Origin of the sequence: Pseudomonas sp. Colony2, assembly GCF_019382755.1 — a bacterium.
Taxonomy (GTDB): Bacteria; Pseudomonadota; Gammaproteobacteria; order Pseudomonadales; family Pseudomonadaceae; genus Aquipseudomonas.
Map to the genome: position 1 here is coordinate 1,425,988 of NZ_CP080030.1, position 16,537 is coordinate 1,442,524.

Here is a 16,537-nt window from a genome sequence, read left to right on the forward strand (position 1 = left end):
GGCGGCGGCTCCACTTTACGCCTGGCCTCGTAGGCTTCCTGGCGGGCAAGCATGGCTTCATATGCTTGCTGCCTGGCCTCACGCTCAGCCAACTCGCGCTCGTTCATGTTCTCGAGCCGTCGGTAACCGCCCGTGCCGGTCCCGTAGCATCGCCAGACTTGGGGTATATCCTTGTTGTTTGCCATCGTGCCCTCCTGGCGTGTTGCCTAACGACATCCAGCGTTGGAGCCGGGAGCATGACGTTATGGCAAGCAGCGGAGGGTGGATGTAGGACGGTTCTGTGAGATGGCGCCGAATGGGCCTAGAGGAGGTTGGAGCCGGCGAGCCGGCTCCAAAAGCGGTTACGCCTGAACGAGCGCCTGCTTGCGACTGGCCATCGCCGTCACTGCATACCCGATCAGCGCCGCCAATATCGACCCGGTCAGGATGCCCATCCGGTCCATACCCGCGTATTCACTGCTGCCCGGCACAAACGCCAGGGAGCCGACAAACAGGCTCATGGTGAAGCCGATGCCGCACAGGACCGCCACGCCGAGCACCTGGCCCCAGTTGGCGCCGGCGGGCAGTGCGGCAAGGCCGGTTTTTACCATGACCCAGGTGAAACCCAGTACGCCAACGGTCTTACCCAGCAGCAGGCCGGCGGCGATGCCCATTGGCACGTGGTGGGTGAAGCTTTCCAGGTTGACGCCCACCAGCGAGACGCCGGCATTGGCAAAGGCAAACAGCGGCAGGATCGCGTAGGCCACCCAGGGATGCAGGGCGTGTTCCAGGGTCAGCAGCGGCGATGGCTCGGCGTTTTTGGTGCGCAGCGGGATGCAGAACGCCAATGTTACGCCCGCCAGGGTGGCGTGTACGCCGCTCTTGAGCACGCAGACCCACAGGATCAGCCCGACAATCATGTAGGGCCCCAGCTTGACGACACCCAGCCGGTTCATGGCTATCAAGGCGATCAGGCATGCCGCTGCGCCGGCCAATGACGCCCCGGACAGGTCGGTGGAGTAGAAGATGGCGATCACGATGATTGCGCCAAGGTCGTCGATGATGGCCAGGGTCATCAGGAACAACTTCAGCGAAACCGGCACGCGCTTGCCCAGCAGGGCCAATACGCCCAGGGCGAAGGCAATGTCGGTGGCCATGGGGATTGCCCAGCCACCCAGGGCGGCCGGGTTGTCCTTGTTCAGCGCCCAATAGATCAGCGCCGGCACGACCATGCCGCCGATGGCTGCCGCTCCCGGCAGTACTACTTGCGAAGGCTTGGACAGTTGGCCGTCGAGCAACTCGCGTTTGACCTCAAGGCCGATCAGCAGGAAGAACAGGGCCATCAGGCCGTCGTTGATCCACAGCAGCGCCGGCTTGGCGATTTTCAGGGCGCCGATTTGTGCGACCACCGGCACGTCGAGAAAACTCGCGTAGAGGTGCGACAGCGGTGAGTTGTTGATGATCAGCGCCAAAGCGGCAGCAGCGATCAGGAGCAGACCGCTGGCGGCTTCCAGCTGGAAGAAACGGGTGAAAGTGCTACGCAGAGGCAAGGGATGCTCTCCAATCAAAGTTCAATAGGTGGGTACCCTAACCCGTACCGTTAGTTGTTAAAACAAAAGTTATATTCTTATTTGTTATAAGGGATCGGTCTGATCACTTGCGCGCCAGACCCCGGAAATTGTGTGTCCAATTGAGTCATGACTGTATCTGTGTGGAGTGTAGGAAACATCCTAAGATCAGGACTGAAATCCTTAGAGAAACCGATCATGAGCGACAACCGCCAATGGGCCCGCGAAGCCATTCGCATTATTGAAGCGGACTTCCAGCGCAGCGCCGACACCCACCTGATCCCCTTGCCAATGCAGGGTTTGCCAGGTATCGAGTTGTATTTCAAGGATGAGTCCAGCCATCCCACCGGCAGCCTGAAACATCGGTTGGCGCGTTCGTTGTTCCTCTATGCGTTGTGCAACGGCTGGCTCAAGCCCGGTGCACCGGTGATCGAAGCCTCCAGCGGTTCCACGGCGATTTCCGAGGCGTACTTCGCCAGGCTGCTGGGCTTGCCGTTTATTGCGGTGATGCCGGCCACCACTTCCCAGGAAAAGATTGCGCAGATCGCGTTCTACGGGGGCAAGAGCCATCTGGTGCAGGATCCGACGCAGATCTACGCCGAATCCGAGCGCCTGGCGCAGGAAAGCGGTGGTCATTTCATGGACCAGTTCACCTATGCCGAACGTGCCACTGACTGGCGCGCCAACAACAACATCGCTGAATCGATCTTCCAGCAACTGCGCTTTGAGCGTTATCCGGAGCCGAGTTGGCTGATTTCCAGCCCCGGCACGGGTGGCACCACGGCGACGTTGGGGCGTTATGTGCGTTATCGCCAGCACTGCACCCGAGTGTTGTGTGCGGACGCGGAGCGTTCGGTGTTTTTCGACTACTACCTGAGCGGCGACGCCAGCCTGCGCCTGGACTGTGGCTCGCGCATCGAAGGCATTGGCCGGCCACGGGTTGAGGCGTCGTTCCTGCCGAAAGTGATTGATGCGATGGTCAAGGTGCCGGATGCGCTGTCCCTGGCGGCCATGCATTACCTGGCGCAGCGCTTGGGGCGGCGAGTAGGCGGCTCAAGTGGCACCAACCTGATCGGTGCGTTGATCGCGGCGCAGCAGATGAAGGCGGCAGGGGAGTCGGGCTCGATCGTGGCGATCTTGTGCGACGGCGGTGAGCGCTATGCCACGACCTATTACGATCAGGCCTGGCTGGCAGGGCAGGGGTATGAGTTGGAGGGTTTGATTGCGGCCGTTGCGGCGAGTGTCGAGCGGGGGCAACCGTTGCCGGAAAGCATCCTGCGCGCCAATATTTGAAACACCGCATTACCAATGTGGGAGCGGGCTTGCTCGCGAATGCGGTGTGTCAGCCAATACATGATTCGGCTGATCCACCGCATTCGCGAGCAAGCCCGCTCCCACATTTGATCTGCTGCGTTTTCAGCGCAGTGGTTAAGCCTCGATACCCAACATATCCCGCGCCAGCGCCTCGGCAATCCGAATCCCGTCGACACCCGCCGACAAAATCCCACCGGCATAACCGGCACCTTCGCCCGCCGGGAACAGGCCTTTCACGTTCAGGCTCTGCATCGACTCATTACGGGTAATCCGCAGCGGCGATGAGGTGCGGGTCTCGATCCCGGTCAGGACCGCGTCGTGCAGCGAGTAGCCCTTGATCTGCTTCTCGAACGCCGGCAACGCTTCGCGGATGGCTTCGATGGCAAACTCCGGCAACGCCAGCGCCAGGTCACCCAGGGCTACGCCGGGCTTGTAGGATGGCTCCACGGTACCGATGGCGGTGGACGGCTTGCCGGCGATGAAATCACCCACCAACTGCGCCGGTGCTTCGTAGTTGCTGCCGCCGAGGATGAACGCGTGGGATTCCAGGCGTTCCTGCAACTCGATCCCGGCCAGCGGGCCGCCCGGGTAATCCACTTCCGGGGTGATGCCCACCACGATCCCGGAATTGGCGTTGCGTTCGTTACGGGAGTACTGGCTCATGCCGTTGGTTACTACGCGGTTCGGCTCTGATGTCGCCGCGACCACGGTGCCGCCCGGGCACATGCAGAAGCTGTACACCGAACGGCCGTTCTTGGCGTGGTGCACCAGTTTGTAATCGGCGGCCCCGAGTTTCGGGTGGCCGGCGTACTTGCCCAGGCGTGCAGCGTCGATCAGCGACTGCGGGTGTTCGATACGGAAACCCACCGAGAACGGCTTGGCTTCCATGTACACGCCACGGCCATGCAGCATGCGGAAGGTATCGCGGGCGCTGTGGCCGAGGGCCAGGATTACGTGCTTGGACAGGATCTGCTCGCCGCCATCCACCACCACGCCATTCAACTGGCCGTCTTCGATCAGCACGTCGGTGACCCGCTGCTCGAAGCGCACTTCACCGCCCAGGGCGATGATCTGCTGGCGCATGTTTTCCACGACGCCGGTCAGGCGAAACGTACCGATGTGCGGCTTGCTGACGTAGAGGATTTCGTCTGGCGCACCGGCCTTGACGAACTCGTGCAGCACCTTGCGACCGTGGAATTTCGGGTCCTTGATCTGGCTATAGAGCTTGCCGTCGGAGAAGGTCCCGGCGCCGCCTTCACCGAACTGCACGTTGGATTCCGGGTTCAGCACATTCTTGCGCCACAGGCCCCAGGTGTCCTTGGTGCGCTGGCGCACTTCGCGGCCGCGCTCGAGGATGATCGGCTTGAAACCCATCTGTGCCAGCAACAGCCCGGCGAAGATCCCGCACGGGCCAAAACCGACGACGATCGGCCGCTCGGTCAGGCCTTCCGGCGCATGGCCCACGACCTTGTAGCTGATGTCCGGCGCCGGGTTGACGTTGCGGTCGTCGGCGAACTTGAGCAGCAGGGCCGCCTCGCCTTTGACTTCCAGGTCGATGGTGTAGATGAAGCACAGCTCCGACGATTTCTTGCGGGCGTCGTAGCTGCGTTTGAACAGGGTGAAATCGAGCAGGTCATCACTGGCGATGCCCAGGCGTTGCACAATGGCAGGCCGCAGGTCTTCTTCGGGATGGTCGATGGGCAGCTTGAGTTCGGTGATTCGTAACATGACAGGAATCCGGTAGGCGGCGGGCAAAGAGGCCGGCTGTTTTGCAAACCGGCGATTATAAGCCCCAACAGCGGTTTCCCGTCATGCTAAAACAGCGCAGGGCGCAATCAGTCGTCTCGCGAACCGCCGAACGACGCGCAACCGCGTTGCACCTGGCCGTTGACCCGAAGCTCGGCGGACATGTGCTGCAGGCTGCCGCTGGCGCTGTCGACACAGCGTTGCGGGGCTACCCAGAGTTCGATGTGCTGGTTATTCGCTTCGGTCATCAGGTTGAACCGTCCGTCGCCCGATTGCTCTTCCACATACGGCACGGCCAATGGTGGCTGGCCTTCACGCTCCAGCACCATGCCCTTGGCGGTGACGTTCATCGCCCAGGCCGGCTTGTGGCCGTTGGCCCGCAGGATCATGCGCTTGAAGTCCGGGTCATCGCAGGCCGAGGTCGAGCGCTCGACACGGTACACCTGTTGCAGGTCCACCGTGCCCTGGGTGCCGCTGGCGACGCCGGAGAACTTGCCACGCAGGTCGGCAAACAGTGCGCCTTGCTGGCCGGCCAGGGAGGCGGCCTCCTGCAGGATGCTGGTGCCACCGGTGTCGTTGACCACGTAGTTGCGTTTGTCGTTGCAGGGCTGGAACAGCAGTTTGTCACCCTGGGCCGTCAACTCGCCCTGCATGCGGGTCATCCCGGCGAGAGAGGGCTTGGCCGGCTCGTTATCGAACATCTGGCAGGCGGCGAACAGGGGCAGCAGGGCAAACAAGGCTAGGGTACGGGCGGCACGCATCATCGGGTCTCCTGATAAGTGCCGCCACGTTACGCAGGCTGGCGGTGCATCACAAGCCCGGGACACAGGTTGAATAAGGTGTGCCGGGGGCGATCATCCCTGCTGGGACTTTTCCTATAGAGGGATGTGAACGGTCATGGGAACGTCTTTCTCTTTTATTCGGAAAGCCGCGATGACTATTCGATGGAATCTGTGGGGGCTGTTACTGGTGACGGGTTCTGCACTGGGCAGTGAACCGGCGCGGCTGGAGTACTCCTCTGCCACTGACTTTACCGAGATCTCGATCACCGTGAAGAGGACGCCTGACAGTAGCCCGGACTTTATTTCGGTCAATGTCACGCTGAGCCCGGAGGCCAGGGCCCGCACGGCTGCAATTACTTTACTGGCTTACAACAAGCAGGTTTCGACATACGTAGACGGCTACAACGTGAGTGATGGCGCCACTGTCATGGGTGTGCTGAACACACGAGAAATACAGTTTTCCGTCCCCCAGGACATGCTCCGTAAATGGATGCCCTGGGTTCAACGGTGACGGCTTTTCAGGCTGGTCAACCAACGATAAACGTCTGCCCGGTCTGCAAGCCTTCCACGCTTTTCGCGTAGGCCAACGCCACTTCTGCACCCGGAGCCGGTTTGTACCCACGGAAGTATGGCGCGTAGCTGCCCATGGCTTCCAGCAGGACGGTAGGGCTGACCGAGTTGATGCGCAGGCCGCGGGGCAGTTCGATCGCAGCGGCTTTCACGAATGCATCCAGCGCGCCGTTGACCAGGGCAGCCGAAGCACCGGTGCGAATCGGATCGCGGTTGAGAATGCCGCTGGTGAAGGTGAACGACGCGCCGTCATTGGCGAACTCGCGGCCAATCAGCAGCAGGTTGACCTGGCCCATCAGCTTGTCTTGCAGGCCCAGGTCAAAATCGGTTTCGCTCATGTCGCCCAGGGGCACGAAGTTGACGCTGCCGGCGGCGCAGATCAGTGCGTCGAATTTGCCGGTCTGTTCGAACAGTTTGCGGATCGAGGCGCTGTCGCTGATATCGACCTGGAAGTCGCCACTTTTGCGACCGATGCTGATCACTTCATGCCGTTGGGACAGTTCTGCCTTCACCGCCGAACCCACGGTACCGCTTGCGCCAATCAACAGGATTTTCATCGTGCCTTCCTCCAGATGTGTAGGTGAGGTTTCAGTCTAGAGTGATTTTTTGCGCGGATAAGTGCACTAATAGGCAACCTTTGGTTTTCAATTGGAAACAATCCATGAGCGAAATGGATGACCTCGCCGCGTTTGCCGTGTTGATCGAAGCCGGCAGCTTTACCTTGGCGGCCCAGCAACTGGGCTGCAGCAAAGGGCAACTGTCCAAGCGCATCAGCCAGTTGGAAGCGCAGTTTTCGGTGGTGTTGTTGCATCGCACCACCCGCCGCCTGAGCCTGACGGCGGCGGGTGCGGCGCTGTTGCCGCAAGCCCAGGCGTTGGTGGTCCAGGTGGAGCGGGCACGTCAGGCATTGGCCAGGCTCAAGGATGATCTCGTCGGCCCGGTGCGTATGACGGTTCCGGTGTCCCTGGGCGAAACCTTCTTCGACGGTCTGTTGCTGGAGTTTTCCCGGGAGTACCCACAGGTGCAGATCGAGTTGGAACTCAACAACCAGTACCGGGACCTGGCGCGGGATGGCTTCGACTTGGCGGTACGTTCGGAGGTCGCCAACGACGAGCGTCTGGTCGCCAAGCCGTTGCTCGCCTGGCACGAGATGACCTGCGCCAGCCCGGCTTACCTGGAACAGCACGGCGAGCCGCTGACGCCGGCGGAACTGGTGGGCCACAACTGCTTGCTGAACAGCCACTACAGTGGTCGTGAAGAGTGGCTGTATCACCAACAGCATGAGCTGCTGCGGGTTCGGGTATCCGGGACCTTTGCCTCCAACCATTACAACTTGTTGAAGAAGGCTGCACTGGTGGGGGCGGGCATCGCGCGCTTGCCGTCCTACGTGCTGCACGCGGAATTGGCTGACGGTCGCCTGCGCTGGCTCCTGCGGGATTATCAGACCCGCAGCATGCCGATGTACCTGGTCCATCCGTATCAGGGCGGCCTGCCGCGCCGCACCCAGGTACTCGCAGATTATCTGGTGGGCTGGTTCAAGCGCAGCGGCGAAGCCCTCGATCGCCTTTAGCGGTAGCGTCGCGCAATCAGGTGATCAATCGAGAAGCTGCCCGGCCCCTTGGCCATCAACAGCAGCAGCAATGCGATCCAGGTGCCGTGGGTCGGGTAGGCGTCCGGGTAGACGAAAAGCTGGATGGTCAGGGTCATGCCCAGCAGCGCCAGCGCCGAGAATCGCGTGGCAAACCCCACGAGGATCAGCACCGGGAAGAAATGCTCGGCGAACGCAGCCATGTGCGCCGCCACTTCCGCAGACAGCAGCGGCACGTGGTATTCGCTGCGAAACAGCGGCAGGGTGGACGGCGCCAAGTGCGGCCAGCCCAGTTGGAAGGTCCCGCCGATCAGGTCCACGGCAAGGCCTTCCACTTTGGTCTGGCCGGATTTCCAGAACACCGCTGCGATAGAGAAGCGTGCGACAAAGGCGATCAGGCTGTAGGGGATTTTCTCGAAGCACTGGATGATCCGTTGGATCAGCCCGGGAGCGGTGGTGTTCATGGCGATACCTTGGGTTCTGTGTGCAAGTGGGTGATGGCGCCGTGACCGATCAGCAGGGCCAGGCATTGGTGCAGGTCAAATTCGGCGGCCGCATCGAGGGCGTAGGCCACGGCCATTTCCAATGGCCAACCGTTGTTCAGGCTGTTGATAAACGTCGCTGAGCCGCTGTCGATGTGAAATACCTGCACGTGCAGGCCATTGCGTAGTACCAGCGCGCTTTGGGCATGGAAGGGGTCGAGGGTGGCGAGGGATTCGCCGGTCTGATGCGCCGCCCATAAAGCCACCACGGCGTAGGCCGAGTTCAGGGTGGCCAGGGATGGATGCAGTTGCAGGCGCAGTTCGCCCAGGTCCGACTGTTGTTGCAGGGTGGCGATGACCTCCTGTTGATCCAGTGGCTGTGCGTCCGCCGCGTGGTAGGCCCTCACCCGCAATCGCTCCAGGCGCGCCACGTCAGCCAGGTAAGGCACGCTGGCGGCGGGGGCGAAGCCCTGGATAAAGTCCGCCAGGTCGCTGCCGTATTCATTGATCAGAGGGCTTGTCGGCGGGAAACCCTGGACATACACACCGGCCATCGCCCGAAAAAACTCATCGCCCACCAGTTGCAGGGTGACCGGGTAGCCGGCGGCCAGCGCGTTGATCAGCGAGCTATGGACATTGTTGCGATACACCGCAAAACGACCGGCCGGATCGGCGCCGTTGCGGCTGAACAAGCCTTGCGGGCAGTTTTCCTCGGGGGACAGCAGGGCGCGGCTAAAGACGTCCTGGCGGCTCATGCACGCACCTCCAGCAGAAACCGGTCGGCCTCGCGTGCTTCAGCGTGCAGCACGCTGAACGCCGGCACCTGGTTGTCGCGCTCGATCAGCGTGGCGACCGGCCCGGTGCGGCTGAGCACGTGCTGGTAGAGCTGCCATACCGCGTCGTCGATGGGGGCGCCGTGATCGTCAATCAGCAAACGGTCGCCGAGGCTGTCGGTGTCTTCGGCAAACCCTGCCAGGTGAATCTCGCCCACGGCGTGCAACGGCAAGGCCTCGATGTACTTCAGCGGGTCTTGCTGATGGTTGATGCACGACACATACACATTGTTCACGTCCAGCAGCAGCCCGCAGCCGGTGCGGCGAATCGCTTCGCTGATGAAGTCGGTCTCTTCCAGGGTGGAACACTGGAATTGCAGATAGGTCGACGGGTTCTCCAGCAGCATGGTCCGCTGCAGGCGGGTTTGTACCTGGTCGATGTGTTCGCACACCCGCTTCAGGGTTTCATCGTCATACGCCAGCGGCAGCAAATCATTGAGAAACACCGGGCCGTGGCTGGACCAGGCCAGGTGTTCGGAAAAGGAGTGGGGTTGATAGCGTTCGATCAGCGTGGCCAAGCGCGCCAGGTGCTCGTCGTTCAGCGGACCTTCGCCGCCAATGGACAGGCCTACACCGTGCAGCGACAGCGGGTACTGTTCGCGGATCAAGCCCAGGTAGTGATGGAAAGGCCCGCCGGCCACCATGTAGTTTTCGGCGTGGACTTCAAAAAAACCGATATCGGGGGACGTCTCAAGCACTTCACTGAAGTGCTCGTTCTTGAGCCCCAGCCCGGCCCGACGGGGGAGGCCGGGCGCCTGAGCCTGGGAGATGGAGTGGGTGAATGAGAGCGTCATCGTCAGTACTCAGGCTGTGCAGGGTTTCAGGACTTGGCGGTGAAGGCAGCTTCCTGGCCGAAGCCGGTTGGCGAGGTGGTGCTTGGGGTTTTCAGGCAGGTACCGGCCGGGACCAGTTTCCAGGCGTTGGCCTGATCCTTGACCTTCGAGGTGCCCGCGCAGGAAGTGCCGGCGCCTGCAGCGCAATCGTTCTTGCCGGCTTCGGCTACACCGAAGCATTTCTGCATGTCATCGGCGGCGTGGGCGGTGGTGGTCAGGGCGGACAGGCTCAGGGCCGAACCCAGGGCCAGGACGAGGGTGGCGGCGGACAGCGAGCGGGTTTTGGTAGTCATGGTGTATCTCCAGCAGTGGGTTGAGTTGGCAAGCATGTTCGCCTGCTTACACCACTAGAGAAAGGGGGAAGGGATTCGTTACAAAGCCGGGGAAAATAATTTCAGGTTTCGCCAAAGTCTTTGGTTCACACCAAACAAATGTGGGAGCGGGCTTGCTCGCGAAGGCRGTGGGTCGGTCACCAAACAAGTTGGCTGATCCACCGCCTTCGCGAGCAAGCCCGCTCCCACAAAAGCCCGCTCATACATTGACCAGATGGGCATCAACCGCCCAAATAAGCCTCACGTACTTTCGGATCGGTCAGCAGTTGTTCGCCGCTGCCCTGCATCACCACGCGGCCGTTTTCCAGTACGTAGGCGCGGTCGGCAATCTTCAGCGCTTGGTTGGCGTTCTGCTCCACCAGGAACACCGTCACACCGTCCTTGCGCAGCTGTTCGATGATGTCGAAGATCTGCTGGATGATAATCGGCGCCAACCCCAGAGACGGTTCGTCCAGCAACAACAGCTTGGGCTTGCTCATCAGCGCGCGGCCGATGGCGAGCATTTGCTGTTCGCCGCCGGACATGGTGCCGCCGCGCTGGCTGAAGCGTTCCTTGAGCCGCGGGAACAGGTGCAGCACCTTGTCCATCTGCTCCTGGTAATCGCCCTTGTCGGTGAAGAACCCGCCCATGGCGAGGTTCTCTTCCACGGTCAGGCGGGCAAATACCCGGCGGCCTTCCGGAACCACGGCAATGCTCTTGCGCATGATCTCGGAGGAGGCCTGGCCCACCAGCTCCTCACCCATGTAGCGGATGCTGCCGCTGTGAGCCTGGGGCGAACCGCACAGGGTCATCAGCAGCGTGGATTTACCGGCACCGTTGGCGCCGATCAGGGTAACGATTTCGCCCTGGCGCACTTCCACGTTGACGCTGTGCAGCGCCTGGATCTTGCCGTAGAAAGTGGAAACGTTTTCGAATTGCAGCATTTTACGCTTCCCCCAAATAGGCTTTGATCACTTCCGGGTTGTCGCGGATCTGCTCCGGCGTACCGTCGGCCAGTGGCGTGCCCTGGTTGATCACGACGATATGGTCGGAAATGCTCATGACCAGTTTCATGTCGTGTTCGATCAGCAGCACGGTGGCGTTGTTTTCTTCACGCAGCACACTGATCAGCGCCTTGAGGTCTTCTGTTTCCTTCGGGTTCAAGCCGGCGGCCGGTTCGTCGAGCATGAGGATCCGCGGGCGGGTCATCATGCAGCGGGCGATTTCCAGGCGCCGTTGCTGACCGTAGGCCAGGGTGCCGGCAGGACGGTTGGCAAACTCGGTGAGGTTGACCTTGTCCAGCCAGTACGCGGCATATTCCATGGCCTCGCGCTCGCTCTTGCGGAACGACGGCGTCTTGAACAGGCCGGCAAAGAAGTTGGTGTTCAGGTGGCGATGCTGGGCGATCAACAGGTTCTCGACCGCCGTCATGTCCTTGAACAACCGCACGTTCTGGAAGGTCCGCACCACGCCCTTGCGGGCGATCTCGTGGCCGGCCAGGCCCTGGATCGGCTGGCCGTCCAGCAGGATGGTGCCGCCAGCCGGCTTGTAGAAGCCGGTCAGGCAGTTGAACACCGTGGTCTTGCCGGCGCCGTTGGGGCCGATCAGGGCCACGACTTGTTTCTCTTGCACGGTCAGGGCCACGCCGTTGACCGCCAGCAAACCGCCGAAGCGCATGCTCAAGTTTTCGACTTTCAGGATCTCGCGGCTCATTTGCGCAGCTCCATGTGGGGACGTTGCATGGGCAGCAGGCCTTGAGGTCGCCAGATCATCATCAGCACCATCATGGCGCCGAACATCAACATGCGGTATTCGCTGAATTCACGCATCATTTCCGGCAGCAGGATCATCACGATCGCCGCGAGGATCACGCCGAGCTGCGAGCCCATGCCGCCCAGTACCACGATGGCGAGGATGATTGCCGACTCGATGAAGGTGAACGACTCCGGGGTCACCAGGCCTTGGCGCGCGGCGAAGAAGCTGCCGGCAAAACCGGCGAAGGTGGCCCCGAGGGTGAATGCCGAAAGCTTGATGACGGTCGGGTTCATGCCTAGTGCACGGCAGGCGATTTCATCTTCGCGCAACGCTTCCCACGCGCGACCGATCGGCATGCGCAGCAGGCGGTTGATCACGAACAGCGCCGCCAGTGCCAGCAGCAGGGCCACCAGGTACAGGAACACCACTTTGCTCACCGGGTTGTAGTCGATCCCGAAGTACTCGTGGAACGTCTGCATGCCTTCGGCCGCGGTGCGGTCGAACGTCAGCCCGAAGAACGTTGGCTTGGGAATGCTGCTGATGCCATTGGGCCCGCCGGTGATATCGGTGAGGTTACGCAGGAACAGACGGATGATTTCACCGAAGCCCAGGGTCACGATCGCCAGGTAGTCACCGCGCAAGCGCAGTACCGGGAAGCCCAGCAGGAAGCCAAATGTGGCCGCCGCCATGCCGGCCAGTGGCAGGCAGATCCAGAAGCCCCAGCCCAGGTAATGCGAGAGCAGCGCGTAGGTGTAGGCACCCACCGCGTAGAAGCCCACGTAGCCCAGGTCGAGCAAGCCGGCCAGACCCACCACGATGTTCAGGCCCAGGCCCAGCAACACGTAGATCAGGATCAGCGTCGCGATATCCACCGCACCACGGGAGCCGAAGAACGGCCAGATCAACGCGGCCACGATCAGGCCGATGATGATGTAGCGCTGGGTGCGCGGCAGGGTCAGGAACTGGCTGACCTTGGGCGATACCAACGGGCCACGGTTGGACTTGAGGAGTGCCCCGACCTGCTGAGTGAACAGCACGCGCAGGAACATCAACACCGAGCACAGGGCAATGATGGTCAACGTCACGGGACCGGTGCCATGCACTTCAAGGTTGATCCCGACAATGCTCAACTTGAGCCCGAGTACCGGGAAGGCCACGGCCCAGACCAGCAAGGCGCTGAAAAACGCCGATTTAAGATATCTGCTCATACTTTCTCAACCTCCGGACGGCCCAGAATGCCGGTCGGCCGGAACAACAGCACCAGAACCAATAGACCGAATGCCACCACGTCCTTGTACTGGTCACCGAATACGTCGGCGCCAAAGGCTTCAGCCACCCCCAGCACCAGCCCGCCGAGCATCGCACCCGGAATGCTGCCGATGCCGCCCAATACCGCTGCGGTGAAGGCCTTGAGGCCCACCAGGAAACCAGCGTTGGGGTTGATCACGCCGTACTGCATGCTCAGCAACACGGCAGCGATAGCCGCCAGTGCGGCACCGATGACGAAGGTCAGGGCGATGATGTTGTTGGTGTTGATGCCCAACAGGTTGGCCATCTTGATGTCTTCGGCGCAGGCCCGGCAGGCGCGCCCCAGACGGGAGCGGGAGATGAACAGGGTCAGGCCGAGCATCGCCACCAGGGTGACGACGAAGACCAGGATCTGCATATAGGAAATCAGCACTTCCTGTGCGCCGCCTGGGCCGAAGGAGATGCTCCCCGGGATCAGGTTGGGAATGGATTTGTCCTTGGAGTCCTGGGACAGCAATACGGTGTTCTGCAGGAAAATCGACATGCCGATTGCGGAGATCAGCGGGATCAAGCGGTTGCTGCCACGCAAGGGGCGGTACGCAACGCGTTCGATACTGTAGCCATAGGCACTGGTTACGACGATGGACGCCAGGAATGCAGCGGTCATCAACAGCGGCAGGGAATGGATACCCAGCATGGCCAGCCCGGCAAGGGCGATGAAGGCCACGTAGGAACCAATCATGTACACCTCGCCATGGGCGAAGTTAATCATTCCAATGATGCCGTAAACCATTGTGTAGCCAATGGCTATCAAGGCATAGGTGCTGCCAACGGTCATGCCGTTAACCAGCGTTTGGAAAAAATGATAGATCTCAGGCATTACAGCGCTCCTAAAAACCCGATACGCATTTCACTGGTGGAGTCAATTTCCGGCTCGGTGCCCTGTTCTGTGATCAGGTTGCACAAAGCGTTTGCCAGCGAACCGCTGGTGACGGTTTTAAGATTTTCAGGTGAGCCAGCGCCCGGATCGCGGGTGACAGGCCCATAAACCTCGTAAAACAAAGCCCACTGCTTGCACAGTGGGCTTGTTGACCAGTAACGCCTGGCTTACTGAGGGGAAACTTCGGTTTTTGGTTTGCCGAAGTGCCATTCGTAGACCACGAACTTGAAGTCCTTCAGGTCGCCCTTGGCGTCGAAGCTCAGGTCGCCGGTCGGGGTCTTGAAGGTACCGGCGTGGATGGCCGCTGCCACCTTGGCGGTGTCTTCGCTCTTCGCGGCAGCGATACCGCCGGCGATCACTTCAACAGCCGAGTAGGCCGGGAACACGAACGGACCGGTTGGGTCCTGCTTGTTCTTGGTGAACTCTTCAACGATTGCCTTGTTGGCAGGATCGGTGTCGAAGGATTTCGGCAGGGTAACCAGCAGGCCTTCGGAAGCGCCCTGGGCGATTTGCGAGATGGAGTCGTTGCCGACGCCTTCAGGGCCCATGAACTTGGCGTTCACGCCTTTTTCCTTGGCTTGGCGCAGGATCAGGCCCAGCTCAGGGTGGTAGCCGCCGTAGTAGACGAAGTCGACGTTGGCTTGCTTGAGCTTCTGGATCAGCGAACCGAAGTCTTTGTCGCCAGCGTTGATGCCTTCGAAGAGGGCAACTTTCACGCCTTTCTTCTCGAGGGTTTGTTTAACGGCGGTGGCGATGCCTTCACCGTATTGCTGTTTGTCGTGGATAACGGCTACGACTTTCGGCTTCACGTGGTCGGCGATGTAGTTACCGGCGGCAGGGCCCTGGGCGCTGTCCAGGCCGATGGTGCGGAAGACCAGCTTGTAGCCACGGGACGTGATTTCCGGGCTGGTGGCAGCCGGGGTGATCATGATCACGCCTTCGTCTTCGTAGATGTCGGATGCTGGCTGAGTGGAGCTGGAGCAAAGGTGACCGACCACGAACTTGACGCCGTCGTTGACCACTTTGTTGGCTACGGCCACGGCTTGTTTTGGATCGCAAGCGTCGTCGTATTCCTTGGCTTCGAGCATTTTGCCATCTACGCCGCCCTTGGCGTTGATGTCGGCGATGGCCTGCTTGGCACCCATGAACTGCATGTCGCCGTACTGGGTCACAGGGCCGGTTTTAGGGCCGGCAATACCGATCTTAATGGTGTCAGCTGCGAACGAATGGCTGGCAACCCCGGCCAGGACCATAGCGGCAAACAGTTTGGAAATCTGCTTAGTAGCCTTATTCATAGTGCTCCACTCTTACTGTTGTATTTTTTATAGTTCTAGCGGCCTTGTGAGCTGCAGAACCGGATCAGATATCTCGGATATCCCCCGGCAGCGGCCTGGCAACTGTACCGGTACAGTGTAGAGCGCCGGTTGATCGCTTGAAAAGCTGGCTGCTGGGGGCAAAACCCGGGTATGTCGCTTAAATGAAAGAAAAAGACAGAATTGCGGCGGGGTGATGCCAGAGTTTCGGGCAATCCTTGGCTTTCCTGACACTTTCGTTCGGTGCCTCATTTGCAACTGGGTTTTTCTGCCTGGGGCTCGACGGTATGATTGCGCCGATTTTTTCTTCAGGTGAACTCCCATGACGCAAGAACCTAGCACCCTCTATGCCAAGCTGCTTGGTGAAACTGCCGAAATTTCCTGGAAGGAGCTTGAGCCGTTCTTTGCCAAGGGTGCCCTATTGTGGGTCGACGCCGGGCTGGATTTGATCGAGGCCGCCGAGGGCATGGCTGAGGACAACCGTGAGAAAGTCGCTGCCTGGCTGGCTGCGGGGAGTCTTGGCGAGGTGTCTGCGACGCGGGCATTGGACCTGGTTGAGCGGGACCCGAGTTTGTGGGCGGTGGTGGTTTCGCCGTGGATTCTGATCCAGGAAAGGGCAGTGTAGGAAATGCATGCGCGAAAAAGGTGCGTGATTTTTCCGAGTTTAAGTGTGTAGGCGGGTAACTGCATTTGCGGTGATGGCACCTTGCCGTAGAGAAAGGTCACAGGCGGGGGTTACGTGCGCGTCATGGGAACAGTTTTGGTAGCGGCGGAGTGCGGGGGGAATTGTTTCTGGGTATGTGTACATATCCGTTATTTAGGTAACGGCTACTTATGGTTCCGCTCTTACAGCGGGTCACTTTTGGCAAACGCCCGGAATGCCGGCCCAGCCAAAAGTAACCAAAAGGTCTTTGCCCCACCACTCGGTGCCTCGCCTAGGCTCGGCATGCCCGCACTCCGGCACGGTTCCGCGGGCCGCCGCGACGGGCCATCCATGGCCCGGCGCGGCTAAATCGGCATCCCTGCCGATTTACCCGCTCCACCGTGCCTACTTGCGGCCATCGTGGTTAACGGGGCCCGCAGATCAAAATCAAAAGCAGAGCACAGCGGCCTCCCGGCCGGCTTGAGTGTAAAAAGAAAAAGCAAAGACCAGAGCGAAAACAGATCTGCTTTTCTGTGGGAGCGGGCTTGCTCGCGAAAAACCTGAGAGCGCCGCGTTTATCCAGAATGCCCGCGTCATCGTTAACGACCTTCGCGAGCAAGCCCGCTCCCACA

Annotated in this window: 18 protein-coding genes and 1 pseudogene; 4 read left to right on the plus strand and 15 right to left on the minus strand. The window is 60.6% G+C overall.

All coding sequences use genetic code 11. The features are described 5' to 3' along the window. Together JV201_RS05980 and nhaA are read right to left on the minus strand one after the other, a co-directional pair. A pseudogene (locus JV201_RS05980) lies at positions 1 to 185 on the minus strand (S-type Pyocin); the annotation flags it as partial. A gap of 156 nt (positions 186 to 341) precedes the next feature. Next, complete coding sequence (nhaA, locus tag JV201_RS05985; RefSeq protein ID WP_003211688.1) at positions 342 to 1,529, minus strand: Na+/H+ antiporter NhaA; 1,188 nt, start codon at positions 1,527 to 1,529, stop codon at positions 342 to 344. A gap of 213 nt (positions 1,530 to 1,742) precedes the next feature. Between nhaA and JV201_RS05990 the strand changes: the two genes are divergently transcribed. Further along, the gene (locus JV201_RS05990) at positions 1,743 to 2,840 is read left to right on the plus strand and encodes a PLP-dependent cysteine synthase family protein (protein WP_173406096.1); all 1,098 of its coding nucleotides are present in this window, start codon (positions 1,743 to 1,745) and stop codon (positions 2,838 to 2,840) included. A gap of 135 nt (positions 2,841 to 2,975) precedes the next feature. Here JV201_RS05990 and JV201_RS05995 read toward each other — a convergent pair whose 3' ends face one another. Both JV201_RS05995 and JV201_RS06000 read right to left on the minus strand, forming a co-directional pair. Beyond that, complete coding sequence (locus tag JV201_RS05995; RefSeq protein WP_003211683.1) at positions 2,976 to 4,589, minus strand: NAD(P)/FAD-dependent oxidoreductase; 1,614 nt, start codon at positions 4,587 to 4,589, stop codon at positions 2,976 to 2,978. Between the two features lie 107 nt (positions 4,590 to 4,696). Then, complete coding sequence (locus JV201_RS06000; protein WP_003211681.1) at positions 4,697 to 5,368, minus strand: COG3650 family protein; 672 nt, start codon at positions 5,366 to 5,368, stop codon at positions 4,697 to 4,699. Positions 5,369 to 5,504: 136 nt separating this feature from the next. Here JV201_RS06000 and JV201_RS06005 point away from each other — a divergent pair, with 136 nt between their 5' ends. After that, complete coding sequence (locus tag JV201_RS06005; protein ID WP_008432073.1) at positions 5,505 to 5,900, plus strand: hypothetical protein; 396 nt, start codon at positions 5,505 to 5,507, stop codon at positions 5,898 to 5,900. A gap of 16 nt (positions 5,901 to 5,916) precedes the next feature. On the opposite strand, the gene JV201_RS06010 is transcribed toward JV201_RS06005, so the two are convergent. After that, positions 5,917 to 6,516, minus strand: a complete 600-nt coding sequence (locus JV201_RS06010; RefSeq protein WP_003211677.1) for a short chain dehydrogenase — start codon at positions 6,514 to 6,516, stop codon at positions 5,917 to 5,919. A 104-nt stretch (positions 6,517 to 6,620) separates the two neighbouring features. Here JV201_RS06010 and JV201_RS06015 point away from each other — a divergent pair, with 104 nt between their 5' ends. Then, on the plus strand, positions 6,621 to 7,529 hold the full coding sequence (locus tag JV201_RS06015; protein ID WP_003211675.1) for a LysR family transcriptional regulator: 909 nt from the start codon (positions 6,621 to 6,623) through the stop codon (positions 7,527 to 7,529). Here JV201_RS06015 and JV201_RS06020 read toward each other — a convergent pair. From JV201_RS06020 to JV201_RS06065, 10 genes are all read right to left on the minus strand, one after another. After that, positions 7,526 to 8,011, minus strand: a complete 486-nt coding sequence (locus JV201_RS06020; protein ID WP_003211673.1) for a DoxX family protein — start codon at positions 8,009 to 8,011, stop codon at positions 7,526 to 7,528. The genes JV201_RS06015 and JV201_RS06020 overlap by 4 nt on opposite strands. Further along, a complete protein-coding gene (locus JV201_RS06025; RefSeq protein WP_003211670.1) occupies positions 8,008 to 8,784 on the minus strand; it encodes a DUF2063 domain-containing protein in 777 nt (258 codons plus the stop codon). The genes JV201_RS06020 and JV201_RS06025 overlap by 4 nt, the downstream gene beginning before the upstream one ends. Next, complete coding sequence (locus JV201_RS06030) at positions 8,781 to 9,656, minus strand: DUF692 domain-containing protein (protein ID WP_219406628.1); 876 nt, start codon at positions 9,654 to 9,656, stop codon at positions 8,781 to 8,783. Before JV201_RS06030 ends, JV201_RS06025 begins: the two co-directional genes overlap by 4 nt. Positions 9,657 to 9,682: 26 nt before the next feature. Further along, the gene (locus tag JV201_RS06035) at positions 9,683 to 9,988 is read right to left on the minus strand and encodes a DUF2282 domain-containing protein (protein ID WP_003211666.1); all 306 of its coding nucleotides are present in this window, start codon (positions 9,986 to 9,988) and stop codon (positions 9,683 to 9,685) included. Positions 9,989 to 10,248: 260 nt separating this feature from the next. Further along, positions 10,249 to 10,950, minus strand: coding sequence for an ABC transporter ATP-binding protein (locus JV201_RS06040; RefSeq protein ID WP_003211664.1), 702 nt, complete (start codon positions 10,948 to 10,950; stop codon positions 10,249 to 10,251). A gap of 1 nt (position 10,951) precedes the next feature. Beyond that, positions 10,952 to 11,719: a high-affinity branched-chain amino acid ABC transporter ATP-binding protein LivG gene (livG, locus tag JV201_RS06045; RefSeq protein WP_003211663.1), complete on the minus strand. Its 768-nt coding sequence runs from the start codon at positions 11,717 to 11,719 to the stop codon at positions 10,952 to 10,954. Further along, the gene (locus tag JV201_RS06050; RefSeq protein ID WP_003211661.1) at positions 11,716 to 12,969 is read right to left on the minus strand and encodes a high-affinity branched-chain amino acid ABC transporter permease LivM; all 1,254 of its coding nucleotides are present in this window, start codon (positions 12,967 to 12,969) and stop codon (positions 11,716 to 11,718) included. Before JV201_RS06050 ends, livG begins: the two co-directional genes overlap by 4 nt. Next, the gene (livH, locus tag JV201_RS06055) at positions 12,966 to 13,889 is read right to left on the minus strand and encodes a high-affinity branched-chain amino acid ABC transporter permease LivH (protein WP_003211659.1); all 924 of its coding nucleotides are present in this window, start codon (positions 13,887 to 13,889) and stop codon (positions 12,966 to 12,968) included. Before livH ends, JV201_RS06050 begins: the two co-directional genes overlap by 4 nt. Beyond that, entirely contained in the window at positions 13,889 to 14,071 is a 183-nt protein-coding gene (locus JV201_RS06060) for a hypothetical protein (protein WP_003211657.1), read from the minus strand. Before JV201_RS06060 ends, livH begins: the two co-directional genes overlap by 1 nt. Before the next feature lie 45 nt (positions 14,072 to 14,116). Next, on the minus strand, positions 14,117 to 15,244 hold the full coding sequence (locus JV201_RS06065) for a branched-chain amino acid ABC transporter substrate-binding protein (protein ID WP_003211654.1): 1,128 nt from the start codon (positions 15,242 to 15,244) through the stop codon (positions 14,117 to 14,119). Positions 15,245 to 15,584: 340 nt separating this feature from the next. Between JV201_RS06065 and JV201_RS06070 the strand changes: the two genes are divergently transcribed. Then, complete coding sequence (locus tag JV201_RS06070; protein WP_003211652.1) at positions 15,585 to 15,887, plus strand: DUF2288 domain-containing protein; 303 nt, start codon at positions 15,585 to 15,587, stop codon at positions 15,885 to 15,887. Positions 15,888 to 16,537 lie beyond the last annotated feature (650 nt).

Excerpts from the sequence above, each read along its gene's own strand:
- JV201_RS05995 (WP_003211683.1), bottom strand. The coding sequence starts at position 4,589 with ATGTTACGAATCACCGAACTCAAGCTGCCCATCGACCATCCCGAAGAA.
- JV201_RS06000 (WP_003211681.1), bottom strand. The coding sequence starts at position 5,368 with ATGCGTGCCGCCCGTACCCTAGCCTTGTTTGCCCTGCTGCCCCTGTTC.
- JV201_RS06005 (WP_008432073.1), top strand. The coding sequence starts at position 5,505 with ATGGGAACGTCTTTCTCTTTTATTCGGAAAGCCGCGATGACTATTCGA.
- JV201_RS06010 (WP_003211677.1), bottom strand. The coding sequence starts at position 6,516 with ATGAAAATCCTGTTGATTGGCGCAAGCGGTACCGTGGGTTCGGCGGTG.
- JV201_RS06015 (WP_003211675.1), top strand. The coding sequence starts at position 6,621 with ATGAGCGAAATGGATGACCTCGCCGCGTTTGCCGTGTTGATCGAAGCC.
- JV201_RS06020 (WP_003211673.1), bottom strand. The coding sequence starts at position 8,011 with ATGAACACCACCGCTCCCGGGCTGATCCAACGGATCATCCAGTGCTTC.
- JV201_RS06025 (WP_003211670.1), bottom strand. The coding sequence starts at position 8,784 with ATGAGCCGCCAGGACGTCTTTAGCCGCGCCCTGCTGTCCCCCGAGGAA.
- JV201_RS06030 (WP_219406628.1), bottom strand. The coding sequence starts at position 9,656 with ATGACGCTCTCATTCACCCACTCCATCTCCCAGGCTCAGGCGCCCGGC.
- JV201_RS06035 (WP_003211666.1), bottom strand. The coding sequence starts at position 9,988 with ATGACTACCAAAACCCGCTCGCTGTCCGCCGCCACCCTCGTCCTGGCC.
- JV201_RS06040 (WP_003211664.1), bottom strand. The coding sequence starts at position 10,950 with ATGCTGCAATTCGAAAACGTTTCCACTTTCTACGGCAAGATCCAGGCG.
- livG (WP_003211663.1), bottom strand. The coding sequence starts at position 11,719 with ATGAGCCGCGAGATCCTGAAAGTCGAAAACTTGAGCATGCGCTTCGGC.
- JV201_RS06050 (WP_003211661.1), bottom strand. The coding sequence starts at position 12,969 with ATGAGCAGATATCTTAAATCGGCGTTTTTCAGCGCCTTGCTGGTCTGG.
- livH (WP_003211659.1), bottom strand. The coding sequence starts at position 13,889 with ATGCCTGAGATCTATCATTTTTTCCAAACGCTGGTTAACGGCATGACC.
- JV201_RS06065 (WP_003211654.1), bottom strand. The coding sequence starts at position 15,244 with ATGAATAAGGCTACTAAGCAGATTTCCAAACTGTTTGCCGCTATGGTC.
- JV201_RS06070 (WP_003211652.1), top strand. The coding sequence starts at position 15,585 with ATGACGCAAGAACCTAGCACCCTCTATGCCAAGCTGCTTGGTGAAACT.